18 protein-coding genes are annotated in these 21,930 nt (G+C 32.4%); 13 read left to right on the forward strand and 5 right to left on the reverse strand.

All coding sequences use genetic code 11. The features are described from left to right. Window positions 1–65: 65 nt before the first annotated feature. Both H527_RS0107860 and H527_RS0107865 read right to left on the reverse strand, forming a co-directional pair. Complete coding sequence (locus H527_RS0107860; RefSeq protein WP_027412195.1) at window positions 66–1,664, reverse strand: 4Fe-4S binding protein; 1,599 nt, start codon at window positions 1,662–1,664, stop codon at window positions 66–68. Window positions 1,665–1,724: 60 nt separating this feature from the next. After that, window positions 1,725–3,026 (reverse strand): NAD(P)/FAD-dependent oxidoreductase, encoded by a 1,302-nt coding sequence (locus H527_RS0107865; protein WP_027412196.1) that lies wholly within the window; start codon window positions 3,024–3,026, stop codon window positions 1,725–1,727. Window positions 3,027–3,314: 288 nt separating this feature from the next. On the opposite strand from H527_RS0107865, the gene H527_RS0107870 reads away from it, so the two are divergent. The 5 genes from H527_RS0107870 (at window position 3,315) to H527_RS0107890 (ending at window position 8,538) form a co-directional block, all read left to right on the forward strand. Next, window positions 3,315–4,025, forward strand: a complete 711-nt coding sequence (locus H527_RS0107870; RefSeq protein WP_027412197.1) for a DUF547 domain-containing protein — start codon at window positions 3,315–3,317, stop codon at window positions 4,023–4,025. Between the two features lie 103 nt (window positions 4,026–4,128). After that, complete coding sequence (locus H527_RS0107875) at window positions 4,129–5,043, forward strand: hypothetical protein (RefSeq protein ID WP_027412198.1); 915 nt, start codon at window positions 4,129–4,131, stop codon at window positions 5,041–5,043. 60 nt (window positions 5,044–5,103) lie between these two features. Beyond that, complete coding sequence (locus H527_RS0107880; protein WP_027412199.1) at window positions 5,104–6,105, forward strand: glycoside hydrolase family 113; 1,002 nt, start codon at window positions 5,104–5,106, stop codon at window positions 6,103–6,105. After that, window positions 6,102–7,361 carry a BamA/TamA family outer membrane protein gene (locus H527_RS0107885; RefSeq protein WP_027412200.1) on the forward strand — a complete coding sequence of 420 codons (1,260 nt, stop codon included), beginning with the start codon at window positions 6,102–6,104 and terminating at the stop codon, window positions 7,359–7,361. Before H527_RS0107880 ends, H527_RS0107885 begins: the two co-directional genes overlap by 4 nt. 310 nt (window positions 7,362–7,671) lie before the next feature. Next, window positions 7,672–8,538, forward strand: coding sequence for a phosphatase PAP2 family protein (locus tag H527_RS0107890; protein WP_027412201.1), 867 nt, complete (start codon window positions 7,672–7,674; stop codon window positions 8,536–8,538). A gap of 387 nt (window positions 8,539–8,925) precedes the next feature. Here H527_RS0107890 and H527_RS21665 read toward each other — a convergent pair whose 3' ends face one another. Together H527_RS21665 and H527_RS0107900 are read right to left on the reverse strand one after the other, a co-directional pair. Next, window positions 8,926–10,629, reverse strand: coding sequence for a glycerol-3-phosphate dehydrogenase/oxidase (locus H527_RS21665; RefSeq protein WP_081414573.1), 1,704 nt, complete (start codon window positions 10,627–10,629; stop codon window positions 8,926–8,928). 132 nt (window positions 10,630–10,761) lie between these two features. Continuing rightward, window positions 10,762–11,772 carry a LacI family DNA-binding transcriptional regulator gene (locus H527_RS0107900; RefSeq protein WP_027412202.1) on the reverse strand — a complete coding sequence of 337 codons (1,011 nt, stop codon included), beginning with the start codon at window positions 11,770–11,772 and terminating at the stop codon, window positions 10,762–10,764. A 272-nt stretch (window positions 11,773–12,044) separates the two neighbouring features. Between H527_RS0107900 and H527_RS0107905 the strand changes: the two genes are divergently transcribed. The 8 genes from H527_RS0107905 to H527_RS0107940 all read left to right on the forward strand — a co-directional run bounded on the left by H527_RS0107905 (window position 12,045) and on the right by H527_RS0107940 (window position 18,314). Beyond that, the gene (locus H527_RS0107905) at window positions 12,045–12,380 is read left to right on the forward strand and encodes an arsenosugar biosynthesis-associated peroxidase-like protein (protein ID WP_027412203.1); all 336 of its coding nucleotides are present in this window, start codon (window positions 12,045–12,047) and stop codon (window positions 12,378–12,380) included. A gap of 123 nt (window positions 12,381–12,503) precedes the next feature. After that, complete coding sequence (arsS, locus tag H527_RS0107910; protein ID WP_027412204.1) at window positions 12,504–13,565, forward strand: arsenosugar biosynthesis radical SAM (seleno)protein ArsS; 1,062 nt, start codon at window positions 12,504–12,506, stop codon at window positions 13,563–13,565. A gap of 17 nt (window positions 13,566–13,582) precedes the next feature. Then, complete coding sequence (locus tag H527_RS0107915; RefSeq protein ID WP_027412205.1) at window positions 13,583–14,080, forward strand: rhodanese-like domain-containing protein; 498 nt, start codon at window positions 13,583–13,585, stop codon at window positions 14,078–14,080. Beyond that, a complete protein-coding gene (locus tag H527_RS0107920) occupies window positions 14,077–14,697 on the forward strand; it encodes a TIGR04282 family arsenosugar biosynthesis glycosyltransferase (protein WP_155837830.1) in 621 nt (206 codons plus the stop codon). The genes H527_RS0107915 and H527_RS0107920 overlap by 4 nt, the downstream gene beginning before the upstream one ends. Beyond that, window positions 14,694–15,506: a purine-nucleoside phosphorylase gene (locus H527_RS0107925; RefSeq protein ID WP_027412207.1), complete on the forward strand. Its 813-nt coding sequence runs from the start codon at window positions 14,694–14,696 to the stop codon at window positions 15,504–15,506. Before H527_RS0107920 ends, H527_RS0107925 begins: the two co-directional genes overlap by 4 nt. A 3-nt stretch (window positions 15,507–15,509) precedes the next feature. Then, window positions 15,510–16,478, forward strand: a complete 969-nt coding sequence (arsM, locus tag H527_RS0107930) for an arsenosugar biosynthesis arsenite methyltransferase ArsM (RefSeq protein WP_027412208.1) — start codon at window positions 15,510–15,512, stop codon at window positions 16,476–16,478. Between the two features lie 372 nt (window positions 16,479–16,850). Then, the gene (locus H527_RS0107935; RefSeq protein ID WP_027412209.1) at window positions 16,851–17,561 is read left to right on the forward strand and encodes a DUF547 domain-containing protein; all 711 of its coding nucleotides are present in this window, start codon (window positions 16,851–16,853) and stop codon (window positions 17,559–17,561) included. 42 nt (window positions 17,562–17,603) lie between these two features. Beyond that, window positions 17,604–18,314, forward strand: coding sequence for a TIGR04283 family arsenosugar biosynthesis glycosyltransferase (locus tag H527_RS0107940; RefSeq protein WP_308427903.1), 711 nt, complete (start codon window positions 17,604–17,606; stop codon window positions 18,312–18,314). A 20-nt stretch (window positions 18,315–18,334) separates the two neighbouring features. On the opposite strand, the gene H527_RS0107945 is transcribed toward H527_RS0107940, so the two are convergent. Then, a complete protein-coding gene (locus H527_RS0107945; RefSeq protein ID WP_081414574.1) occupies window positions 18,335–21,880 on the reverse strand; it encodes a CHAT domain-containing protein in 3,546 nt (1,181 codons plus the stop codon). Window positions 21,881–21,930 lie beyond the last annotated feature (50 nt).

A 21,930-nucleotide genomic window follows, 5' to 3' on the forward strand; every position in this document is an offset into this window, starting at 1 on the left:
ACTTTTTTTAAACTATTTTCAGTTTTACTTCTACGAATCCTATTGAAAAGCTGTAGTATTAAAACTTATCTTTTATTAACGTAATTCATTAGATCTACATCATTACCTAATAAAATTTCATTCGAATTTATACGACCATCCAGTTTATCATTTTCTAATTTTAGAACTCCTCTTGGACAAACAGCAGAACATATACCGCATCCCACACAACTGGATCGTACTATATTCTCCCCTTTTTGAGCATACGAACGTACATCGATTCCCATTTCACAATAGGTTGAGCAATTACCACATGATATACATTGCCCTCCATTAGTTGTAATTCTAAATTTAGAGAATAATCGTTGTTGAAATCCAAGAATAGCTGCCATAGGACAGCCAAATCTACACCATGCTCTATTACCTAAAATAGGATAAAAACCAGTACCAATTACTCCAGAAAATATAGAGCCAATTGCAAACCCATAGGAAGATCTAAGGGTTTCTGCTTTTATAAAGAAAATTTTACCCCCATCGCCAAATACATGTATGCCAATTAATAAAGCAATTATAGCAAAGTACCCTATTGCTCCATATCTGGCATCTTTACCTAGTTCTTTTCTTTTAAAAATCATGACCCCTGCAAAAACCAAGGTTAAAAACCCGGCTACACTAGCAAGGAATACATCTTTGGTTAACCAATATTTATTAGGATCATACCCCAAGTAGGTATATACAACAGCAGTAGTCATTACTACAGCAAATACTAATACGGTATGAATTAACCAGCGTTCTAACTTCCATGCGCTTAATTTTTTGCTAGATAATTGTCTAAAGGAATCTCCAGCAGTTTCTGCTAATCCACCGCATCCACATACCCAGGAGCAATACCATCTTTTCCCAAATTTATAAGTTAGTATAGGAGTAATGATAAAAATGGAAGCTATTCCAAAAATTAGCAATGCTAATCCCACATTACCAGCATTAATAAATTCGTCAATCCTGTATTGTTCAAAATTATAGTAATTAAGAGGCCAAACATTTTTTAAATCATAATATGGTAATTTAAAGGAATCAGAATTTAATCTAGCCATAAATTCTGGTATTAGAAAAGCAAACCCTAATTGAAAAAACATCACAGAAACTGTTCGTATCTGTTGGTAGCGGTTATGTCTGTATTTTAAAATAAACTTATAACCAAATGCAATAATGGCGATAGTGTATAGAGTTCCATACACAAACCATTGGCTTGCGGGATTACCACTCAAAAGTTTACTCAAAGGATCGAATAAAGCAACCAAACCAGTGTTGGCTTTTCCGCCAGTTCCTAGACCTAATAATTCGGCATAAAAGTACAATACGATATAAAATGTAGTTAGTCCAACCCCAGTTAACCATCCCAAAACACCTCTGGAGGAGATGGATTTAAACCATACACCATCGTTTTTGATTCCTTCTAATTTAGTTAGATATGCATCATTTGCAAATAGGATGGTTCCTGCTGTTATTAATATAAGGGATATGGTTAAAAATGCTCCTTGATTAGGAAAATTAGTATTGAATAGGGCAAGAACTAAAATAAATAATCCTACGAGTCCTATAGCAGATGCTATTTTTTGTTTTATAGATAGTCCCTTAGGATCAGGACTGGCAAGCGACATACTATGCTCTAATTTATTACTCATTTTTTTGTGTTTTTTATGTTTCGTAAGTTTTTAAATCCTGCGAGGTATTCTGTTTTATTTTTATGCGGTTTGAAGCGTTACTTTTTTGTAAGCGGTAAGAATTTCAGATTCATACGTTTTGTAGAACTCTGGATCAAAATTAGCTTCAGCAAGATGGTGTATTACATAATCCACATTTTTTTTTTGTGTTAGCCATTGGTCAAAAACTTCATGGCGCATTCTAATACCAAATGTATTTATACCCAAAAATTCTTTAGTTTCTTTATGATAGGATACGGTCAAGCATTTTGTATCATCTTTATGCAACCAGTAAAACTGTTGTTCATATTCTTTGGGTTTACCAAATACCCAACCATACGTTTGGTATTCGATATCCAAAAATTTAGCACTATTAAACCAATGTCCTGGTTTGTATTCGATTTTATTTCCACATATAGTTTGTGCCAGAGTTTCTCCCATCATACGACCAGTATACCAAACGGCCTCTATTGGGCGACGATTTCCTATAGCCTCATGTTGCTCTGCACAATCTCCTATCGCATAAATATTAGGGATATTAGTTTCTAGAAATCGATTTACTTTTATGCCCCGACCTAGCTCTATCCCAGAATTTTTTAAAAAATCTATGTTTGGAGATACTCCTGCGGTTAAACCTACTACATTACAGTCAATAACTTCTCCCGTTTCTTGTATAACAACAGATTTTACTTTACCGTGATCATCAGCAACGATTTCTTTTAAATTAGTTCCTAATCTTAAATCTATATGGTGGTTAAGGATGTGTCTGTTAATCATTTTACTTTCGCCCTCAGGCAAAACTCCATTCCAAAAACTATTTTCTCTAACCAAAAATGTTACTGGGATATCTCTGGAGCGAAGCATCTCGGCTAATTCTATTCCGATCAATCCTCCACCAACAATTACTGCTCGTTTACATACTTTATTATTTGGAGCATGATGTTCTAGTTTTTCCAAGTCTTGTTTATGATACATCCCCATAACACCATCTAGATCCTGACCTGGCCAACCAAATTTATTAGGTTTAGAACCCACTGCTATTATAAGTTTGTCATAACTCATAATTTCACCGTTGGCAAAGACAAGTTCATTGGTTTGATGATTTACTTTAGAAACAAATCCGCTTTTAAGATCTATTTTATTCTTTTTCCAAAACCAATCTTCATACGGTTGTGTGTGTTCAAACTTCATGTGTCCCATGTATATATACATAAGTGCAGTTCGAGAAAAAAAATAATCGGTTTCTCCAGAAATGATAGTAATTCTTTTGTCAGACATTTTGCGAATATGCCTGGCAGCAGTAACTCCTGAAATTCCATTTCCGATAATTACAATGTGCTCCATAAAGATAAGTATTGGTTGTCCATATTTACAAAGAAGTGAATACTTCGGTAAAGTAAGTCGAACATAAATATAATAACTTAAACAAGTAGATTAATTTAGAATCAATCTAAAAGTCAAAGGACTTGTAAGGTTTTTAAGTTTTGTAGGGTAAGATACATTTCTGAAAAACTTTACTTTTTATGAAGGAATAAAATTAAATACAATTTGTAAGTAGATGATTTGTAATTCGACTCAATGGTCATTACCAATGGTAGATTTTTAAAACAAGATGGATAAAAAAGGTAAAAGATGAAAAAAACACTAATCGTATTATTTGTTCTCTCTATCCAATTTGGGTTTTCACAAACTACAGCAGATTTTTTTAATAAAACAGACAGGTTTTTAAAAACGCATGTTTCTAACGGTAGAGTAGATTATAAAAGCATTAAAAAAAAACCTTCGGGATTAGACGAGTTATTGCGTATCGCTTCCAAAATAAAAGTAGATAAAAGTAAAACTACAACCTATCAAGCATTTTATATTAATGCGTATAATTTGGCAGTAATAAAAGGAATTATAGATAATTATCCTACGAAATCACCTTTGGACATTAAAGGCTTTTTTGATAAAAACACCTATGCTTTAGCGGGAAACAAGATCACACTTAATAATTTAGAAAATAACATTTTACGAAAAAATTTTCCTAACGAAGCCCGATTTCATTTTGTGTTAGTATGTGCAGGTCTGGGTTGTCCTCCAATCATAGCTACAGCCTACAGACCTACGGTTTTAGAGAAACAATTACAGCAACAAACTGTAAAAGCTCTTAATAACCCTGATTTTATAAAAGTAAAGGGGGAAAAAGTGCAGATTTCGCAGTTATTTGAATGGTATAAAGTAGATTTTACACATCATGGCTCTGAAATAGATTACATAAATACATTTAGAAAAGAAAAAATTACAGAAGGAGCTAAGGTATCCTACTATCCTTATGATTGGAGACTAAATGATATTCAGTAGTATTAAAAAAACAATCAAATAAACTAAAAGAATTTTCATTCAAATTATCTGGTATTCAAGATAGTTTTGATAGGTGGGATTTATACACATAAAAATAACATAAATGAAAACAAAAAAAATAACACTACTAATAATTAGCCTTTTTGCTCTGTCGATAGGATTTTCTCAAGAACAAGATTCAGAAACATCCAATATCCAAGAGTACACACCATCTAAATTATTAAAAAAAGGGCAATGGGATATTAAATTTTTTAATAGTATTTATACGCAAACCGAGCAAACCGATGCTAAATCCAAATCCCATACTATTGACAGACAAACTTTTTTTACTAATACTACAGAGATATATACAGGAGTAAGCAATAGCTCCAGAGTAAATATAGGATTGATTTTTCAAGTTAGAGCCAATACATATGAAGGAGCAGGAGCCTTAGAAGTGTTAAATTTTAAAGATAACACTACCGATGCACGAAGTGGATTAACTACCATTGCACCATCTGTACGAGTACAGCCATTTAAAAACATTAGTAATTTTTCTTTTACCAGTTCTTTTTATATCCCTGTTTTTGAAGATGTGCCTAATGCAACATATCTGGATAAGAGAAGCTTTTTTTGGGAAACTAAATTTTTCTATGATAAAACATTTGGAGGAGATAAATGGCAAATTTTTACAGAAGCAGATTTAGGGTTTAATTTCGGAGAAAAATCTGTGGATGCTAATGTTGCAGATTCTAATATTGGAGAACGTTTTGCAAATAATAGTCTGTTTTTACCACTAAGTGCCTTTTTAAGTTATTTTCCCTCTTCAAAATCTACTGTTTTTGTGAATACACAACAAGCTTTTTTAATAGATCTTGGGAATGATTTTTCTCAAAATTATACACAAGTTGGTTTGGGAGGAAAATACCAACTAACAAAAGTGTTTAATATAGAAGCATCTTTTGGTAAAATAGTACGAGGAAGTAATTTTCAAGGATTAGGGCAAACTTTTAGTCTGGGGATTAGAGCTATATTTTAAATAAAATGGTATAAATATAAAATTGTACTTTTCAGTAGTAAAATGAATTGAAAAATTGTTATGAAAAAGTTTTTGATACTACTGTTAAGTACCGTTTTTGTTAATTGTACAGGGCAACTCCAAAAAATTAACGGAGTAAGCTTTGTAGCTTCTCCACAACAAATTACTTCTACAGAAATAGATCCGGTAGTAAAAGTTAATGCAAATTGGGCAGCAGTAATGCCTTTTGGATTTATAAAAAACTTAGAAACACCAACAGTAGTTTTTAATATAGAAAGACAATGGTGGGGAGAGCGAAGAGATGGTGCTAAAAAAACCATAGAGTTGTTAAACGATAAAGGAATAAAAGTAATGCTAAAGCCCCAGATTTGGGTTTGGAAAGGAGAGTTTACTGGCAATATTGATATGAAATCTGAAAAAGATTGGCAAACATTAGAGAAGTCCTATGAGGATTTTATACTGTTATATGCAAAATTAGCAGAAGAGATGAAGGTTCCTGTATTATGTATAGCTACAGAGCTACACACGTTTGTACAAAAAAGACCTGAGTTCTGGGAGCATCTAATTGTAAAAATAAAATCGGTTTACAAAGGCAAACTAACCTATGCCGAAAATTGGGATCAATATGATAAAGTGCCTTTTTGGAAACAATTGGATTATATAGGTATAGATGCTTATTTTCCGGTTTCTGAAAAACATACTCCAACAATTGAAGAACTTAAAAAAGGCTGGCAAAAACATAAAACAGATATTATGGCATTACAGGCAGAAGTAGAAATACCAGTATTGTTTACAGAGTATGGGTATCGAAGTATAAACTATACAGGTAAAGAACCTTGGGATTCTAGCCGTATCGAAAGAAATGTTAATCTGGAAGCCCAGAGCAATGCATTAACTGCGCTATATCAGGAATTTTGGAATGAACCTTGGTTTGCAGGAGGATTTCTATGGAAATGGTATCATAACCATGAGGAAGTAGGAGGAGAAAAAAATAATAGGTTTACCATACAAAATAAACCGTCAGAAAAATTGATTCAAGAATTTTATTCCAATAGTAAATGAATTTTCATCGTATACTTTATATCGTTTTTTTTATAACATGTATAAGTTTTGGGCAGGATAAAGTAATTTCTGAAATACATATCCAAGGAAATAATAAAACCAAAATAGCTTCTATACTAAAACTTACTACGATTAAGCAAGGAAATGCTCTGGACTCCTTGCAAATCGAAAAAGATATCAAAAGATTAAAAAGGTTACCATCTATAGCACATGCATATTACCAAGTAAATACAAAGGAAGAAGGGTATGAAGTAGTTTATGGAATAGAAGAAAATTTTACCATAATCCCTTCGGTTAATGTTTATACAACAAATAATGATGAGTTTGCTTTTAGACTAGGTCTTTATGAATTTAATTTAATGGGACGTAATATTACCCTAGGAGCGATATATCAAAATGATATTTACAGCTCTTATGGGGCAAACCTAAGAGCCCCGTTTTTGTTTGGCAAAAACCTTGGAATAGCACTTAATTATAGTAATCTTACGACTCAAGAGCCAGTTTTTTTAGAAAATGGAACAGCAGATTATAAATATAACAATACATCATACGAGATTTTAGGCTTGTATCAATTTAATCTTCAAAACCGTATAGAGTTGGGGATTAATTATTTTAATGAAGAGTATACCTACAAAACAGGAGCTACTGCAGATGGAGTTCCTTTAGATTTTGATGTAAATAAGCTATTGTACAAACTAATACACGAATATGATAATTTGGATTATGATTATCAATATGTGTCTGGATTTAAAAGTGTATTTAATATGCAATATGTAATTAGTACTGAAGATATTTTGCCAGATTTTATTATTGGGTGGAATGATTTTTTGTATTACAAAAGGATTGGTAAAAAAGGAAACTGGGCGTCCAGATTACGATTAGGGCTGGCAACTAATGATGACTCTCCTTTTGCCCCTTTTGCAGTAGACAATAACCTTAATATTAGAGGAGTTGGAAATACTATTGATAGAGGTACGGGAGTTATTGTTTTAAATACAGAATACAGGCATACGATATACGAAAAAGATTGGTTTGTACTACAAAGTAATGTTTTTGTAGATGGTGGTAGCTGGCGCAATCCAGGTGGAGACTTTGGAGACTTTGGGGAGTCTCAAAATTTTAGAATATACCCAGGTGTAGGTCTGCGATTTATGCATAAACGTATTTTTAATGCTATTTTTAGAATCGATTATGGGCATGGGATTACAGAAAATGCTACCAATGGATTTGTATTTGGCATTGGACAATATTTTTAATCTATTTTTTTGCAAATTAATTCTTCGAGAACCTCAAGGTTTGTTCATGATCGCTAATCGAAAACCTAAGTTCTTCTACAAAAAGTGCTATTTTTACTGCTAAATTAAAAGATATAACAGATATAAGTTTTTTTAAAGCAAAAAAGACACATTTTTTTCACAAAAAATTATATAGTTTATAGTTGTACAAGAAAACAGTCTTTAACTCAACATTTCTACAACAACCTACTACATCTTAAGAAATTTAACTCTTAACAAAATAACATTACCTGTATAAGTTAGTATTTTTGCATCGCTAATTTTTATTACAATGCATACCAACCCCACTATTATTTTTATTTTATTATTGGTTTTCGTTTCCTTTACTGTATACTCTCAAAACTCTGAAGACAGTATAGATTCTTTAGACACACAAACTCCAGAATCTGTATGGCAACTACTTAAACATGATGGGACATCTATATTTGGAGGGATAAAACATACTTATACGCAACCTTTTAAATGGAAAGGTAAAGATTGGGCTACTTTTGGAGGTGTAATAGCAGGAACGGCTGCTTTATTAACTATAGATAAACCTGCTAATACCTATTTTACAGATCAAAGTAAAGATATTCCTAATGGTATACGTGAAATTGGTTTTCGTTTTGGTAAACCTATTCTTAATTATGGATTAACAGCCAGTGTTTATGCAATAGGGGTATTGACAAAAAATGAAAAAATCAGAAAAACAGGAGTACTTCTTATTGCTTCTGCTACTGCAGGTGGTCTGATCCAAACGGTAAGTAAAACTTTAGCAGGTCGCGCAAGACCCTCTATGGGTGAAGAAAATTTAAGTTTTCATTTTTGGTCTGATGAGCCTGGTTACCATTCTTTTCCTTCTGGCCATACTATTCTTTCGTTTACTACTGCCTATGCAATAGGTAAACAATTTAAGAACCCTTATCTAAAAGCAGGTATCTATGCGGTAGGGCTCGTATCTCCTGTATCCCGTTTATGGGAAGGAGCGCATTGGCTTACCGATGTGGCTTTAGGGGTTGCTATAAGTATAGTTATTGTTGATGGGATAGATAATTATTTAAAGAAAACAGAACGTTATACTTATCGTAATAAAAAGAATGCAATACGTTGGAATCTAAAATTAGGAGCAGGTCAAATAGGGGTTGTAGGTCGTTTTTAATCCAGATTATGCAATAGAACTTCGTTATGAAGCTTTGAGATATAATGAACACTGTTGTTTTCTTACTTTTAGCATAGCATCGCTATGGTTAAAGTGAAAAACAAAGCAAGGCGACAGTGTTTGCAGTAGATCACAGATGAAATAGATTTTCTATTACATAATCTGGGCAATGTCGTTAAGTTAAGTTGTATCTTTTTGAGGATTAAACATCTGTAAAAGCAAAATACTGCTTTACTTCCATCATGGATTCCAACCTACGTTGGAATGACAAGCAGAAAGCATTGTGTTTTGGTTATTTTGTCATTCCGTTGAAGAACGGAATCCACCATTAACAAATTATAAATCAACAGTTTAAATTCTTAACTTAACGACATTGATAATCTGGGTTTAATCTATTTCTTTTTGGTAATATGTAGTAGCGTCCTTAATTAGGAGATCCATATAATCATTTTCAGATTGCAAACGTGTTTTGTCCCAACCCAAATACGCAACCAAATCTTTTTGTACTAATGCTCTATATCTATATACACTTTGTATATCAAAATACAATCTTCCGGTTCTTCTTACAAAAAAATCAGCAATACCATTAGTCATTTCATAATACACACAATACCATAGTTCTGCCCTAATTAATCGGTCTGTGATTTCTGTATCTAAAAAACTATTCATTTTATGAATAATAATATCTGACTGTTTACCATAAGTGGAGGTTAAATACCAACCACAATACGGATCTTCTACCCCTAGTTCTTTAAGTGTTTTGGTTATTTGATCTAAATATGTTTTTACAGCTTTCGTATTTTGTAATGGAGCACTGGTTAATGGTATTTTTTCGGTATAGGGTTTAGAAAATGTATCTTTTCTTTTATCACTCATTGTTTTAATTACCGCATCTAATGTTCTTTGTGCCATTTTACGATATCCAGTAAGTTTACCTCCTGCAATAGAAATGAGTCCTGATTTTGATACAAAAATTTCATCTTTTCTAGATAGTTCTGATGGGTTTTTACCATCTTCATGAATAAGAGGGCGTAATCCTGCCCAATTAGACTCTATATCTTTTTGCGTAAGGTTTAACCCTGTAAACATGTGATTTACCGCAGTAAGCAAATACTCTGCATCTTTTTGCAAAGCTACTACCCTGTTTAAATTAGCATTATAATCTGTATCTGTGGTTCCTACATAGGTTGCTCTGCCTCTCGGTATTGCAAAAATCATTCTTCCGCCCGGCACATCAAAATAAACAGATTGGGTGAGTGGAAACCGTTCTCTGGAAAAAACGAGATGCACGCCTTTGGTTAAGCGCAAATGTTTGTTGTTAACAGAATGGTCTTTTTTTCTTAAAAGATCCACCCATGGTCCTGTTGCCGAAACATAATTTCTAGCCCTAATAATAAAACTTTTGTTGGTGTTATGATCCAGGCATTGCAAGCTTTTGATTTTACCATCCAGATCGTAATTAAAAGAAATCATTTCGCAATAATTTATACTATTTGCACCAAAAGAAGCTGCTTTTTTTAATAATTCTATAGTAAGCCGAGCATCGTCTGTTCTATACTCTGCATAATAACCTCCTCCTGTAAGTCCTTGTTTATTAAGCAAAGGCTCTTTATCTATAGTCTCTTGCGCAGAAAGCATTTTTCTTTTATCCTCTCCTTCTACATTAGCCAAAAAATCATAGACTTTCAAACCAATAGATGCCATAATTTTACCGTATGTTCCACCTTCAATTAATGGTAATAACATTTTTTCGGGTACTACAAGATGTGGCGCTAGTTTATGAACTAAAGCTCTCTCACTTCCGGATTCTTTTACCAAACCTATTTCCATTTGTTTAAGATATCGAAGTCCGCCATGAATAAGTTTTGTAGATTTGTTACTCGTTCCCGATGCAAAATCATTTTTTTCTATAAGACAGACTTTTAACCCTCTCGAAGATGCATCCAAAGCAATTCCCGCACCAGTAACTCCTCCTCCTATAACTACCAGATCGAATTTTTTTTCGACAGCTTTATCCAATTGAACATCTCTATCCAAAACCGAAAAACGCATACTATCCTTTTTCGTAGTAGCAAGCTCATTTTTATTCATATAACAGGTATTAGGTAGTTGTAACTTTCTCGATATTTTATACAACAAAACCCAAATGGCAACAAGGATAATTGTAGTATATCACTTAAAAGTATGTATAGGATATATAATTTATTTGGAACAAAACACGTGTTAATTAGTAGATTCTCTTATGATTAAAGATGTTTTTATAACTTCTGTTTTTGCTTTATAATTTTCGTCTGGATTATCTAATTGGTTTACCAAAATTTGAACTGTCTTTGCTCCTAAATCCTCTGCATGTTGAGAGACTGTAGTAAGTTTTGGATAGGTATGTCTGGACAATAGCCCATCTGTAAACCCTACTACAGAAATATCTTCAGGAATCTTGTATCCTAACTTATGCGACATATTTATACTTATAGCCGCAGCGGTTTCGTCTAAACCAAGAACTCCATCTATATCATTATTTTTAATAAACTTTTCTATTTCTGCCTCAAAGTTATCCGAATCTTTAACCGATAGTTCTATTTTTGAAACTTGATTATTTTTTGCGGCAGCCTCTCTTGCTCCTTCAAATCTTAGTTTTGCTACACTCAAGTTACTAATCGTGGTAATTATTGCTATTTTTTTACATCCTGTTTGCAACAAATACTCAAATGCATTTTTAGAAGCCTCTTTATCATCTACAATAACTTTATCACAATCAATTTCATCACTAACCCTATCAAATAAAACGATAGGCACGTGATCTCTTTTTAAAACTTGAAAATGATCTAGTTTATTGATCATCTGGGTTTCTCTACTTAAAGCTACAATAAAACCATCTACACTACTATAGTTTAGCATCTCTACATACCCTACCTCTTTATCATAAGATTCGTTGGTTATACAAGTCACAATCTTATACCCGCTTTTTGAAGCTTCTTTTTCTATTCCAAATAATACTTTCGCAAAAAAGTGATTTAAAATCTCGGGTAGGATAATCCCTATCGTTTTAGTCTTATTATTTTTTAAGCTTACTGCTAACGCATTTGGTTTATAATTATAAAAAGCTGCTAGTTCGTGTACTCGGGTAATTGTTTTTTGGCTAATCTCTGAATCGTTTTTTAAAGATTTAGAAACTGTAGAAATAGATAAATTTAATTCTCTTGCAAGTTGTTTTAGTGTGACTTTTCTCCTCATAACCTCAATTTTTTCAAATTCCAATACTATCTTAAAGGAATTTGAGCCTAAATTAAGCTTTTTTCTTAATGTAGTATTACTTGTATTATTAGTTTATAACGTTACCCCTATATTTTTAGTAAAAAAATAATTCGTTTATTAATACGGGTTTTTTATCTTACCTATCTTTAAATTTTTAATCCTTTTATTAAGGAATAAGTAATTTATAATGTAAGTATTTGTATACTATTCACGACATATATAAAATATGTCTGTAACTCAAAAAAAAAAATATGTCAAAAACATACTATGACCCTGCGGATTTAAGGAAATTTGGAAAAATAACAGAATGGAGTGAAGAATTAGGTACTAAATTCTTTGACTATTATGGTAAAGTTTTTGAAGAAGGCGCTCTAAGCGCAAGAGAGAAATCATTAATCGCCTTAGCCGTTTCGCATGTAGTAAAATGCCCTTACTGTATTGATGCTTATACCAAAGACGGGCTGCAAAAAGGAATCACAAAAGAAGAAATGATGGAAGCTGTGCATGTTGGTGCTGCTATAGAAAGTGGTGCTACTTTAGTACATGGTGTACAAATGATGAATAAATACGAAAAACTTTCGATGTAATCGTACAACGTAGTTTTTTGTACATAAAGTCACTCACATTTCTCGACCTAAAACAAATTGAAATGTATCGAAAAGAAAAAATTAATTTCTTTTCAGATTAATTAGATAACCCAAGAAAAGAAGATGCCAGAAACAAAACAATCTTTACATAAACGAAACAACCAATTAGCAAATGTAAACAGGCAGTTAGAGATTTTAAATAATGGAATCTTTGCTAATGGCGAACTTCCTAAATTTGCAGATAAAATTGCAGAAATAGGACACTCGCCTTTACGTCCTAATACATTAGAAATCCTTCAAATCAATGTTGGATATATGTGCAATCAAGTTTGTGAACATTGCCATGTTGATGCTGGCCCCGATCGTAAAGAGATTATGACAAAAGAAACTATGTTACAATGTCTGGAGGTTATTAAAAAAACAGGAGCACACACTCTGGATTTAACAGGTGGAGCGCCAGAAATGAACCCGAATTTTAGATGGTTTGTAGAAGAAGCTAGTAAAGCTGGAATTAAAGATTTTATCGTTCGTAGTAATCTAACTATAATAAGAGCTAACAAAAAGTATTACGATCTTCCTGATTTCTTTAAAGAACATAATGTGCATGTGATTTCCTCTATGCCACACTGGACCAGAGGAAAAACAGATAAACAAAGGGGTGATGGTGTTTTTGATGCATCTATAAAAGCACTACAAGAACTTAATGATCGAGGATATGGTATGCCTGATAGTGATTTAAGACTCGATTTGGTATACAACCCTTCTGGAGCATTTTTACCAGGGGATCAGGTGGCTATGGAAAAAGATTTTAAAAAAGCACTACTCGAAGATTTTAATATTCAATTTCATCATCTTTTTGCTATTACTAATTTGCCTATTAGTCGATTTTTAGATTACTTAATTGCTTCCGAAAATTATGAAGATTATATGTATGCCCTTGTAGAGGCATACAATCCATCGGCAGTAGCAAATGTAATGTGTACCAATACCATATCTGTAAGCTGGGATGGTTGGTTGTATGATTGTGATTTTAACCAAATGCTAGATCTCAAAGTAGCCAGTAAAGTAAAGCACATAAGCGAGTATAACGAAGAGTTACTTCAAAACCGAGACATTATTATCTCGCAACATTGTTATGGTTGTACTGCTGGTGCAGGAAGTAGTTGCCAAGGAACCGTTGCTTAACTAATTATAGAATCTGGATGAAAATTTTTACCCTTCTCATTACATTACTTTATATTACTACTGCAAGTGGTCAAAATTCATTAGAGGATCTTTTAAAAAAATATAATACTCATAGTATACCATACATTTCTGTTTCAGAATTACAAAAAATTAAGGATACTGTACTTATTTTAGATGCCAGAGAAAAAAAAGAATACCAAATAAGTCATTTACAAGATGCTATTCATGTTGGGTATATCGATTTTAAGATCGATTCTGTTTTAAAACAAAACATTCCCAAAGATTCTACTATTGTTGTGTATTGTAGTTTAGGAATTCGATCTGAAGATGTTTCAGAAAAACTTAAAAAAGCTGGATATACCAAAGTTTATAACTTATACGGTGGTATTTTTGAATGGAAAAACCAAAATTATTCTGTAATAAACCCTAAAAACGAAGTAACCGAAGAAGTACATACATACTCCAAAGAATGGAGTATTTGGTTACGTAAAGGAATAAAAATATATACGAATTGAAAGAAAAAAACCTCCTCTTAATATTTACCCGAAATCCAGAACTTGGCAAATGTAAAACTCGATTAGCAGCTACTATTGGGGAAGAAGCCGCATTAAAAATTTATACATTTTTACTACAACACACGGTTGCGATAACCAAAAATTTAGATGTTAAAAAGGAAGTCCATTATTCTGTAAAAATTAGAGACAATGACTTATGGAATCCCCATATTTACTCTAAAAAAAAACAATACGGAGATGATTTAGGACAAAGAATGGAATATGCTTTTCTAAAAGGGTTTGAACAAGGATATGAAAACATCATTATTATAGGCAGTGATATGTATGATCTTAGCCAAAAAGATATTGAAAATGCATTTCTTGCTCTAGATACCCATGAGTATGTTATTGGTCCTGCAGAAGACGGAGGATACTATTTGTTTGGAATGAAATCCTTAAATTCACAAGTATTTAAAAATAAAGCCTGGGGAACAGAAACTGTTCTTGAAGACACCTTAAAAGATATTAAAGAAAAAAACCTAAAAGTATTAGAAGAGCGCAATGATATTGATTATTATGAAGATATTAAAGACATTGCTGTTTTTCAGAAATTTATAGACCAATACCATAAATCATGACCAAATTTATCGAAGAAACTACCGAATTCCTTCAAAAAAGAGGATTCGAAAACCCTGAAGTAGGAATCATACTAGGAACAGGATTAGGACAATTGATTGATGAAATCGAAATTATTAATGAAGTAAGCTATAATCACATTCCTAATTTTCCGACCGCAACGGTAGAGTTTCATAAGGGGAAATTAATATACGGAAAACTAGAAGGTAAAAATGTTATTATTATGCAAGGACGTTTTCATCTGTATGAAGGATATACCCTGCAAGATGTAACCTACCCTGTTCGAATCATGGAAAAACTGGGCATTAAAACATTATTGGTTTCTAATGCATCTGGAGCAATTAACTTAAATTTTAAAAAAGGAGAGTTAATGCTTATAGATGATCATATTAATTTACAAGGAGGCTCTCCTTTGGCTTTTAAAGGTGTAGAAAAACTAGGAAGCCGTTTTACAGATATGAGCGCACCTTATCATTCAGCTATTAACTCTACGCTCGAGTCCATTGCAAAAAATAATAATATCACCCTTCATAAAGGAGTATATGCCTCTGTAGTAGGACCACAATTAGAAACCCGTGCAGAATATCGATATCTTAAAATCATAGGAGCTGATGCTGTAGGAATGAGCACAGTGCCCGAGGTAATTGTAGCTAACCATTTAGAGTTACCTGTTGCTGCTGTATCTGTACTAACCGATGAGTGTGATCCAGATAATCTAAACCCTGTTAATATTAGTGAGATCATAGCAATGGCAGAAAAAGCAGAACCAAACATGATTTTATTATTTAAAGAATTGATTAAATCCTTATAATTTATGAGCTATTTAGATACCACTCACGATGTCTATAAAGAAGCTGCATTAACCCCAGATGTGGGTTTGTGTTGTACTACAAATCCTATTTGGGAGCTACCCGGTCTTAAAATACCTAAAATCATGCAAGAAATGAATTATGGGTGTGGTAGTACAGTTAATGCTCGTGATTTAACCAATACTCCTAAAATTTTATATGTAGGTGTTGGTGGCGGAATGGAATTGCTACAATTCGCCTATTTTTCTCGTCAAAAAAGTGGTGTTATTGGAGTCGATGTAGTTAAGGAAATGCTAGAAGCTTCTCGCAAAAATTTTAAAGAAGCCGAAGAACAAAATGATTGGTTTAAAAGTGAATTTGTGGATCTAAGATATGGAGACGCCCTACATCTGCCTGTAGACGATAATAGTATAGACGTAGCAGCGCAAAACTGTTTATTCAATATTTTTAAAGCCGAAGACCTGCGAAAAGCAATTGAAGAAATGTATCGGGTACTAAAACCACATGGTAGATTAGTAATGAGTGATCCAACTTGTGAGCAACCAATGAACGATAATTTACGTAACGACGAGCGCTTAAGAGCACTCTGCCTAAGTGGTAGTTTGCCAATCTCCGAATATGTAAAAGCATTAACCGATGTTGGTTTTGGAACCATAGAAATAAGAGCCCGAAAACCATATAGAATTCTGGATCCTAATAATTATGATACTAACGAGCTTATTTATATAGAATCTATAGAAGTTGCTGCAATTAAAGACCCTATACCCGCAGATGGCCCTTGTATATTTACTGGTAAAGCTGCTATATACTATGGGGATCAGGATTATTTTGATGATAAAAAAGGACATATCCTACTTAAAAACCAACCAATCGCAATATGCGATAAAACTGCTGGCGCATTAGCAAGCTTGGGCAGAAATGATCTATTTATCAGCGAATCTACCTACCATTATGATGGAGGCGGATGCTGTTAAAAAAAGGGTGGCTAACTATTTATAAACCCAGGAAGTCAAAAACTAATTTTTGTTTTTGGCTTCTTTTTTGCTTTTTACTATAAAAAAATCATGTTTTACCTGTAAGTTTATATATCAACCTACTACTAATAATGAGAATAAAAAATAATCGCTTACCGTAAGAAAAAACCACACAATAATTTATACGATTTACGGATGAGAATTGCGTATAAATAATTGCAAAGGTTTTTCGCTAGATTGATGAATCAAATTAAAGAATAGCCATAGCTATTGTTTCATTTTATGAAGAAAATATAGTAGAAAAAGAATGCGATTATATGCGAGATTTTTATTCGTAAATCGTATTACAAATATTTTAAAAAAAATTATAAAATGATAGCCCCTAAATTTATAGTAATAGCATGTGCCTTATTTTTTAACCCCATAATAGCACAAAACAATTTTGATCATAATGTATGGGACCAAGCCCTTTTATTAAATGTATCTGAAGATGGAAAAGTAGATTATAATGGTTTTATGAGAGACAGCTCGCAATTGTATACCTATTTTACACAACTTTCTGAAAATACCCCAAAAGAAAGTTGGACTCGAGAAGAAAAATTAGCCTACTGGATCAATGCATATAATGCATATACTATTAAGCTTGTTATTGATAGTTATCCTATTAAAAGCATTAAAGATCTGGAGGATCCTTGGGGCAAAAAATTCTTCAAGATAGATGGAGAATGGTATAGTTTGGGAGAATTAGAACACAAAATCCTAAGAAAATTTGGAGATCCAAGAATTCACTTTGCTATTAACTGTGCTTCTTTTTCTTGTCCTGTAGTTTGGAACCGAGCTTACACCGCAGACAACCTTAATAATGCATTAGATACACAAACCAAAAAATTTATAAACGATCCTACCAGAAATACAATTACCAAAGATAAAGTAAGCGTCTCTAAAATTTTTACTTGGTACAAAAAAGACTTTAAGGTAAATGGTGGTGATGTTAAAGATTTTATCAATCGGTATGCTACCGTAAAAATAGATAACCAATCAAAAAAAGGATATAAAGAATATGATTGGAGCTTAAATGAGTAAATTTATACCAGTTATTGTTGTCTAATAGAATTTTATATAGAATTGAAAATATCTATCGTTATCCCAATTTTAAATGAAGCAGAAACTATTAATACTCTGATTACTCATTTAATTAAATCACTTCATTCTACAAAAAACATAGAAGAAATTGTTATTGTAGACGGTGGTAGTATAGACGGCTCTATAGATATAGTTACTGCTTTTTCGAAGGGTAAAAAAATTCCGATTCGTATTATTTCTTCTAATAAAGGTCGCGCTAAGCAATTAAATGCTGGCGCGGCTGTTGCAATGGGAGATATTTTATATTTTTTGCATGCAGATTCTTTTCCTCCGCAAAGTTTTGATACCTATATCATCGATGAAGTACTAAAAGGTAATGAAGCGGGCTGTTTTAGAATGAAATTTGATTCTAGTCACTGGTGGTTGCATTTTTTAGGTTGGTTAACCCAATTTAAAAGTAAACGATGCCGAGGAGGAGACCAAAGCCAGTTTATTACTACCTCTCTTTTTAAAAAAATCGACGGGTACGACGAATCTTATATCGTTTATGAAGATAATGATCTGGTAGATCGCCTTTTTGCAATAGATAAATTTGTAATTATCCCAAAAAATGTGATTACTTCTGCACGGCGCTATAACGAGGTTGGTGTATGGCGTTTACAATATCATTTTTTAAATATTCATATGCGTAGATGGATGGGAGCTTCCTCTCAAGAATTATATCAATATTACAAAGATAAAGTTACATCATGATATTCAATGAATTTAATTATTTAGTATGTATCTGGTTTTTTACTTTTTTTGCGATACCAAAACAAAATCAAAATTATAATACCCAATATTCCTAATCCCAGAACCCAATACAAAAATGTGTTATTGCTAAAAGGAATTGGTGCTACATCACCAATCAAATAAAACCCTCCCCAATAAAAAGGTTGCGTTCGGTTTATATTTGCTGTAGCTAGATATTGTAATTTTGCTTGCTGTAATGCTTTTGCTTTATTCATTCCCGATTTTAAATTGGTGTAAAAATATTGCATAATCTCTGGAGTAGTCTGATCAGACACTTCCCAACTGGTTAGTACTAAACTTTTGGTACCTGCGTATTGAAAAGCAGTACCCAAACTCATAATCCCTTCACCCCTGGCAATTTTACCTGCGCCTGTATTACATGCACTAAGCACCGTAAGCTCTGCTGGGATATCCAATGCAAATAACTCGTGACTGTATAGCATATTATCTTCCATAGTATCGGTACTTTTCGTAAAATATAATTTAGAGTTCTCTGGTCGTTCATTATCTACTTCACCATGCAAAGCAAGGTGTAATATTGAATATGCATTTGCTTTTTTCTTAAAGTTTTTTTCTACTGCCTCCGCTCCAAAATAATACTGTCCATCGATAATAGACGATATTGCTTTGATTTCTTTACGTGTACCAGGCAAATCCTCTCCTGCATTTCTTAATGCTGAAAGACGCATCGTATTGGTCTTGGTGGCTTGCACACTATCTGAAAATGAAAATGCCAAACACTCCTGTTCCGTTTTTGAAGATATGTTTTTATTGTTTTTTGAAAATAATACGTTTGCCGAATTCGCATACGATATCGCAAAATCTTTAAGCAGATAAGATAACTTTGCAGGATCGTTAGAAACATCGTTTTTGGTAAGCAACAACTCAAAATTAAGATGCCATAAAGATCCATCGGGTATAATAATAAGTTGATCCCCTGTACACTGATCTATTACAGGAGCAATGAGTTGGGTATACAAACTATGTCCTACCTTTTTATATTCGCTTATCTCTTGATTGATAATTGCCTCTCGTAGTTTTTCTACAGCAGTATTAAGATCTGGTGTTTTTAACTCGTGTACAGTATTCTTATTTTTGGATATCGTAAATGCATAGGTGATACTATCTGTTGTAAAAAATTCTAGCAAAGTAGTACGCTCTCCTAAATCACCTTGCATATCTCCAACACTACTGCTATTTTTTTGATGCTTTAACTTGTAGTATTTTGGATACTCTTTTTCTAACACTTCTGTTATCGAATCTTGTTGCCTAGCAATAGTAAAAAGCTGGTTTTCATAATTATTAATTTTTGAAGAATCTGTCTTGATCTCGGTACGCTCCTCTGTAATTTTGGATTGATAAAAGGATCTATCGATACGCAACTGTTTTTCTAAATCTACCAGATCTGCAGGTAATCCTGTAAATTTTTTAGCATTAGATTCTGTTAAGATCTCTTGTAATGTATTCGCCTTGCTTTTCTCAGCAAAATAAAAAGCTTGTTCCAAATATTTAGGATCTTTTTGTAAAGCATACTGTAAAATTTGTCCTTTTATTGCTCCTTGGTATACTTTTTTTACTTTTTGAGAAAAAGCTACTTTATCTTGATAATTGGTATACGTTTGCCGAATATAATTAATTATGGTATCTGCTTTTTGATAGGTAGCAACTGCATCTTCAAGACTATGTACTTCCTTGTTTTCCTGATAGCGATACATATACGCTGTTGCCTGATCTTTTAGGGTAGTTAACAAGATATTTGGATCCCGATATTGCTCTATATCCAGTTTGTTTGTAACAATGGTATCTTTTGGGATATAATTAGACTGTATTGCTTTTTGATAATACTCCAGACCTTTGGCAACGTTTTTTTGCGCAACGTATACGTTTGCTATATGAGTATAGGTAAGGGCTACTTTGGGGTGGTGTTCTCCAAATATGCTACGTCGTATTTCTAATGATTTTTGGTGATTTTTAGTTGCTGCAGTATGGTCTTCTTTTTTAAAATACGTATTTGCTAGGTTTTCATACGAACTTGCAATATCTGGATGGTACTCTCCAAATACGTAAGTTCTAATCTTTAAAGATTTATCATAATAATATAATGCAGAATCGTATTGCTTTTTAGCATGATACATCTCTCCTATATCATTATACGTATCTGCTATCTCAGAATTGTTTTGATCAAATAGCCTTGTTCGTATATCTAAAGCTTTTTTATAATATACTAACGATTCCTCAAAATTTCCTTTTAATCGGTATATATTACCTATATTATTATAATTAAGAGCGGTATGAATGTAGTCTTCTCCAAATTTTTCAATATTATTATACAATGCTTTTTTATAATATTTTAAGGCTCTATCATATTCCCCTTTATGTTTGTATATAACTCCAATATTATTATAAACTGAGTAACATTTTTTCTTATTCTGTTTGGATAAATTAGTTCTAATAGCAACTGCTTTATTATAATAGACCATCGCTTTTTCATGTTCTCCTTTTTGTTTATAACAAATTCCTATTAAGTTAAGAGCAGAAACTACATTATGGTCATTTCTCCCGTATAAATGGATCATTACAGATAAAAATTTCTCCAAATAAGGAAGAGCTTTTTCATATTCTCCTTTTTTTCGATATATATTGCCTATAACTCGGTTGCATATTGCTACTTTTTCATTGTTAGTATTATATATATTTTTTCGAATGTTTAATGATTTGTTAAAATAATTTAATGCTTTATCGTATTCTTCATTTTTATCATATGTTAGACCTATACTTAATAAAGTATTGCCCATATCTATATGATCACTATCCAATACTCTTTTTCGAATATTTAATGATTTATTATAAAAATGTAATGCTATATCATATTCTTGCAAATAAAAATAAGTAGTACCAATAATATAATATGAAGTAGCAATACTATGATGATTTTCACCAAAAACTTTAATTTTTATATCAAGAGCTCTTTTCTGGTACTTCAAAGCTTTATCATACTCTCCCATTAATTGATACACCCAACTAAGATTACTATACGCTCCTGCAATATGAGGGTTGTTTTTTGGTAAAGTTGCTAATCGAATTTGTAGTGTTTTTTGAAAAAAGCCTAAAGCATTTTTATAATCTGAATGTTTTAAAGCATGGTATTTCCCTAAATTGTAATATGTATACGCTTTTTCTGTTTTATTTCTGCTTAAGTAGGTTGTACTAATCTCTAATGCCTTATTAGCATTCTTTAAGGATTCTTCATATTTAGAATCTAGGATATAGCTTTCTGCTATTTTATTATAACATCTTGCTACTCTTTCCCAAGCTTTTGCTTTTTGATAAATGAATACTGCTTTTTTAAAAAGTGCTACAGATTGTGTATACTCTGCATGTACTAAAAGAGAATCTCCTTTTGTAAAATATTGGGTTGCAGCAATAGTATCGGTTGCCTTTTGGCTATATCCAAAAATGGTACACAAAAAAATTAAACACCTCGTAAAGTATACAGGCATTTTATGTAATAGTATCGGTATTCTCATGTGTATTCTTTTCTTATTTTTTTATTTTTCTATTGTATTTTCTGAGCTTC

It is taken from the genome of Aquimarina muelleri DSM 19832 (assembly GCF_000430665.1).
Taxonomy (GTDB): Bacteria; Bacteroidota; Bacteroidia; order Flavobacteriales; family Flavobacteriaceae; genus Aquimarina; species Aquimarina muelleri.

Coding starts and splice junctions, on each gene's coding strand:
- arsS (WP_027412204.1), top strand. CDS start 12,504: ATGCCAGAAACAAAACAATCTTTACATAAACGAAACAACCAATTAGCA.
- H527_RS0107945 (WP_081414574.1), bottom strand. CDS start 21,880: ATGAGAATACCGATACTATTACATAAAATGCCTGTATACTTTACGAGG.
- H527_RS0107860 (WP_027412195.1), bottom strand. CDS start 1,664: ATGAGTAATAAATTAGAGCATAGTATGTCGCTTGCCAGTCCTGATCCT.
- arsM (WP_027412208.1), top strand. CDS start 15,510: ATGAGCTATTTAGATACCACTCACGATGTCTATAAAGAAGCTGCATTA.
- H527_RS0107885 (WP_027412200.1), top strand. CDS start 6,102: ATGAATTTTCATCGTATACTTTATATCGTTTTTTTTATAACATGTATA.
- H527_RS0107880 (WP_027412199.1), top strand. CDS start 5,104: ATGAAAAAGTTTTTGATACTACTGTTAAGTACCGTTTTTGTTAATTGT.
- H527_RS0107865 (WP_027412196.1), bottom strand. CDS start 3,026: ATGGAGCACATTGTAATTATCGGAAATGGAATTTCAGGAGTTACTGCT.
- H527_RS0107915 (WP_027412205.1), top strand. CDS start 13,583: ATGAAAATTTTTACCCTTCTCATTACATTACTTTATATTACTACTGCA.
- H527_RS0107925 (WP_027412207.1), top strand. CDS start 14,694: ATGACCAAATTTATCGAAGAAACTACCGAATTCCTTCAAAAAAGAGGA.
- H527_RS0107870 (WP_027412197.1), top strand. CDS start 3,315: ATGAAAAAAACACTAATCGTATTATTTGTTCTCTCTATCCAATTTGGG.
- H527_RS0107900 (WP_027412202.1), bottom strand. CDS start 11,772: ATGAGGAGAAAAGTCACACTAAAACAACTTGCAAGAGAATTAAATTTA.
- H527_RS21665 (WP_081414573.1), bottom strand. CDS start 10,629: ATGAATAAAAATGAGCTTGCTACTACGAAAAAGGATAGTATGCGTTTT.
- H527_RS0107905 (WP_027412203.1), top strand. CDS start 12,045: ATGTCAAAAACATACTATGACCCTGCGGATTTAAGGAAATTTGGAAAA.
- H527_RS0107890 (WP_027412201.1), top strand. CDS start 7,672: ATGCATACCAACCCCACTATTATTTTTATTTTATTATTGGTTTTCGTT.
- H527_RS0107935 (WP_027412209.1), top strand. CDS start 16,851: ATGATAGCCCCTAAATTTATAGTAATAGCATGTGCCTTATTTTTTAAC.
- H527_RS0107875 (WP_027412198.1), top strand. CDS start 4,129: ATGAAAACAAAAAAAATAACACTACTAATAATTAGCCTTTTTGCTCTG.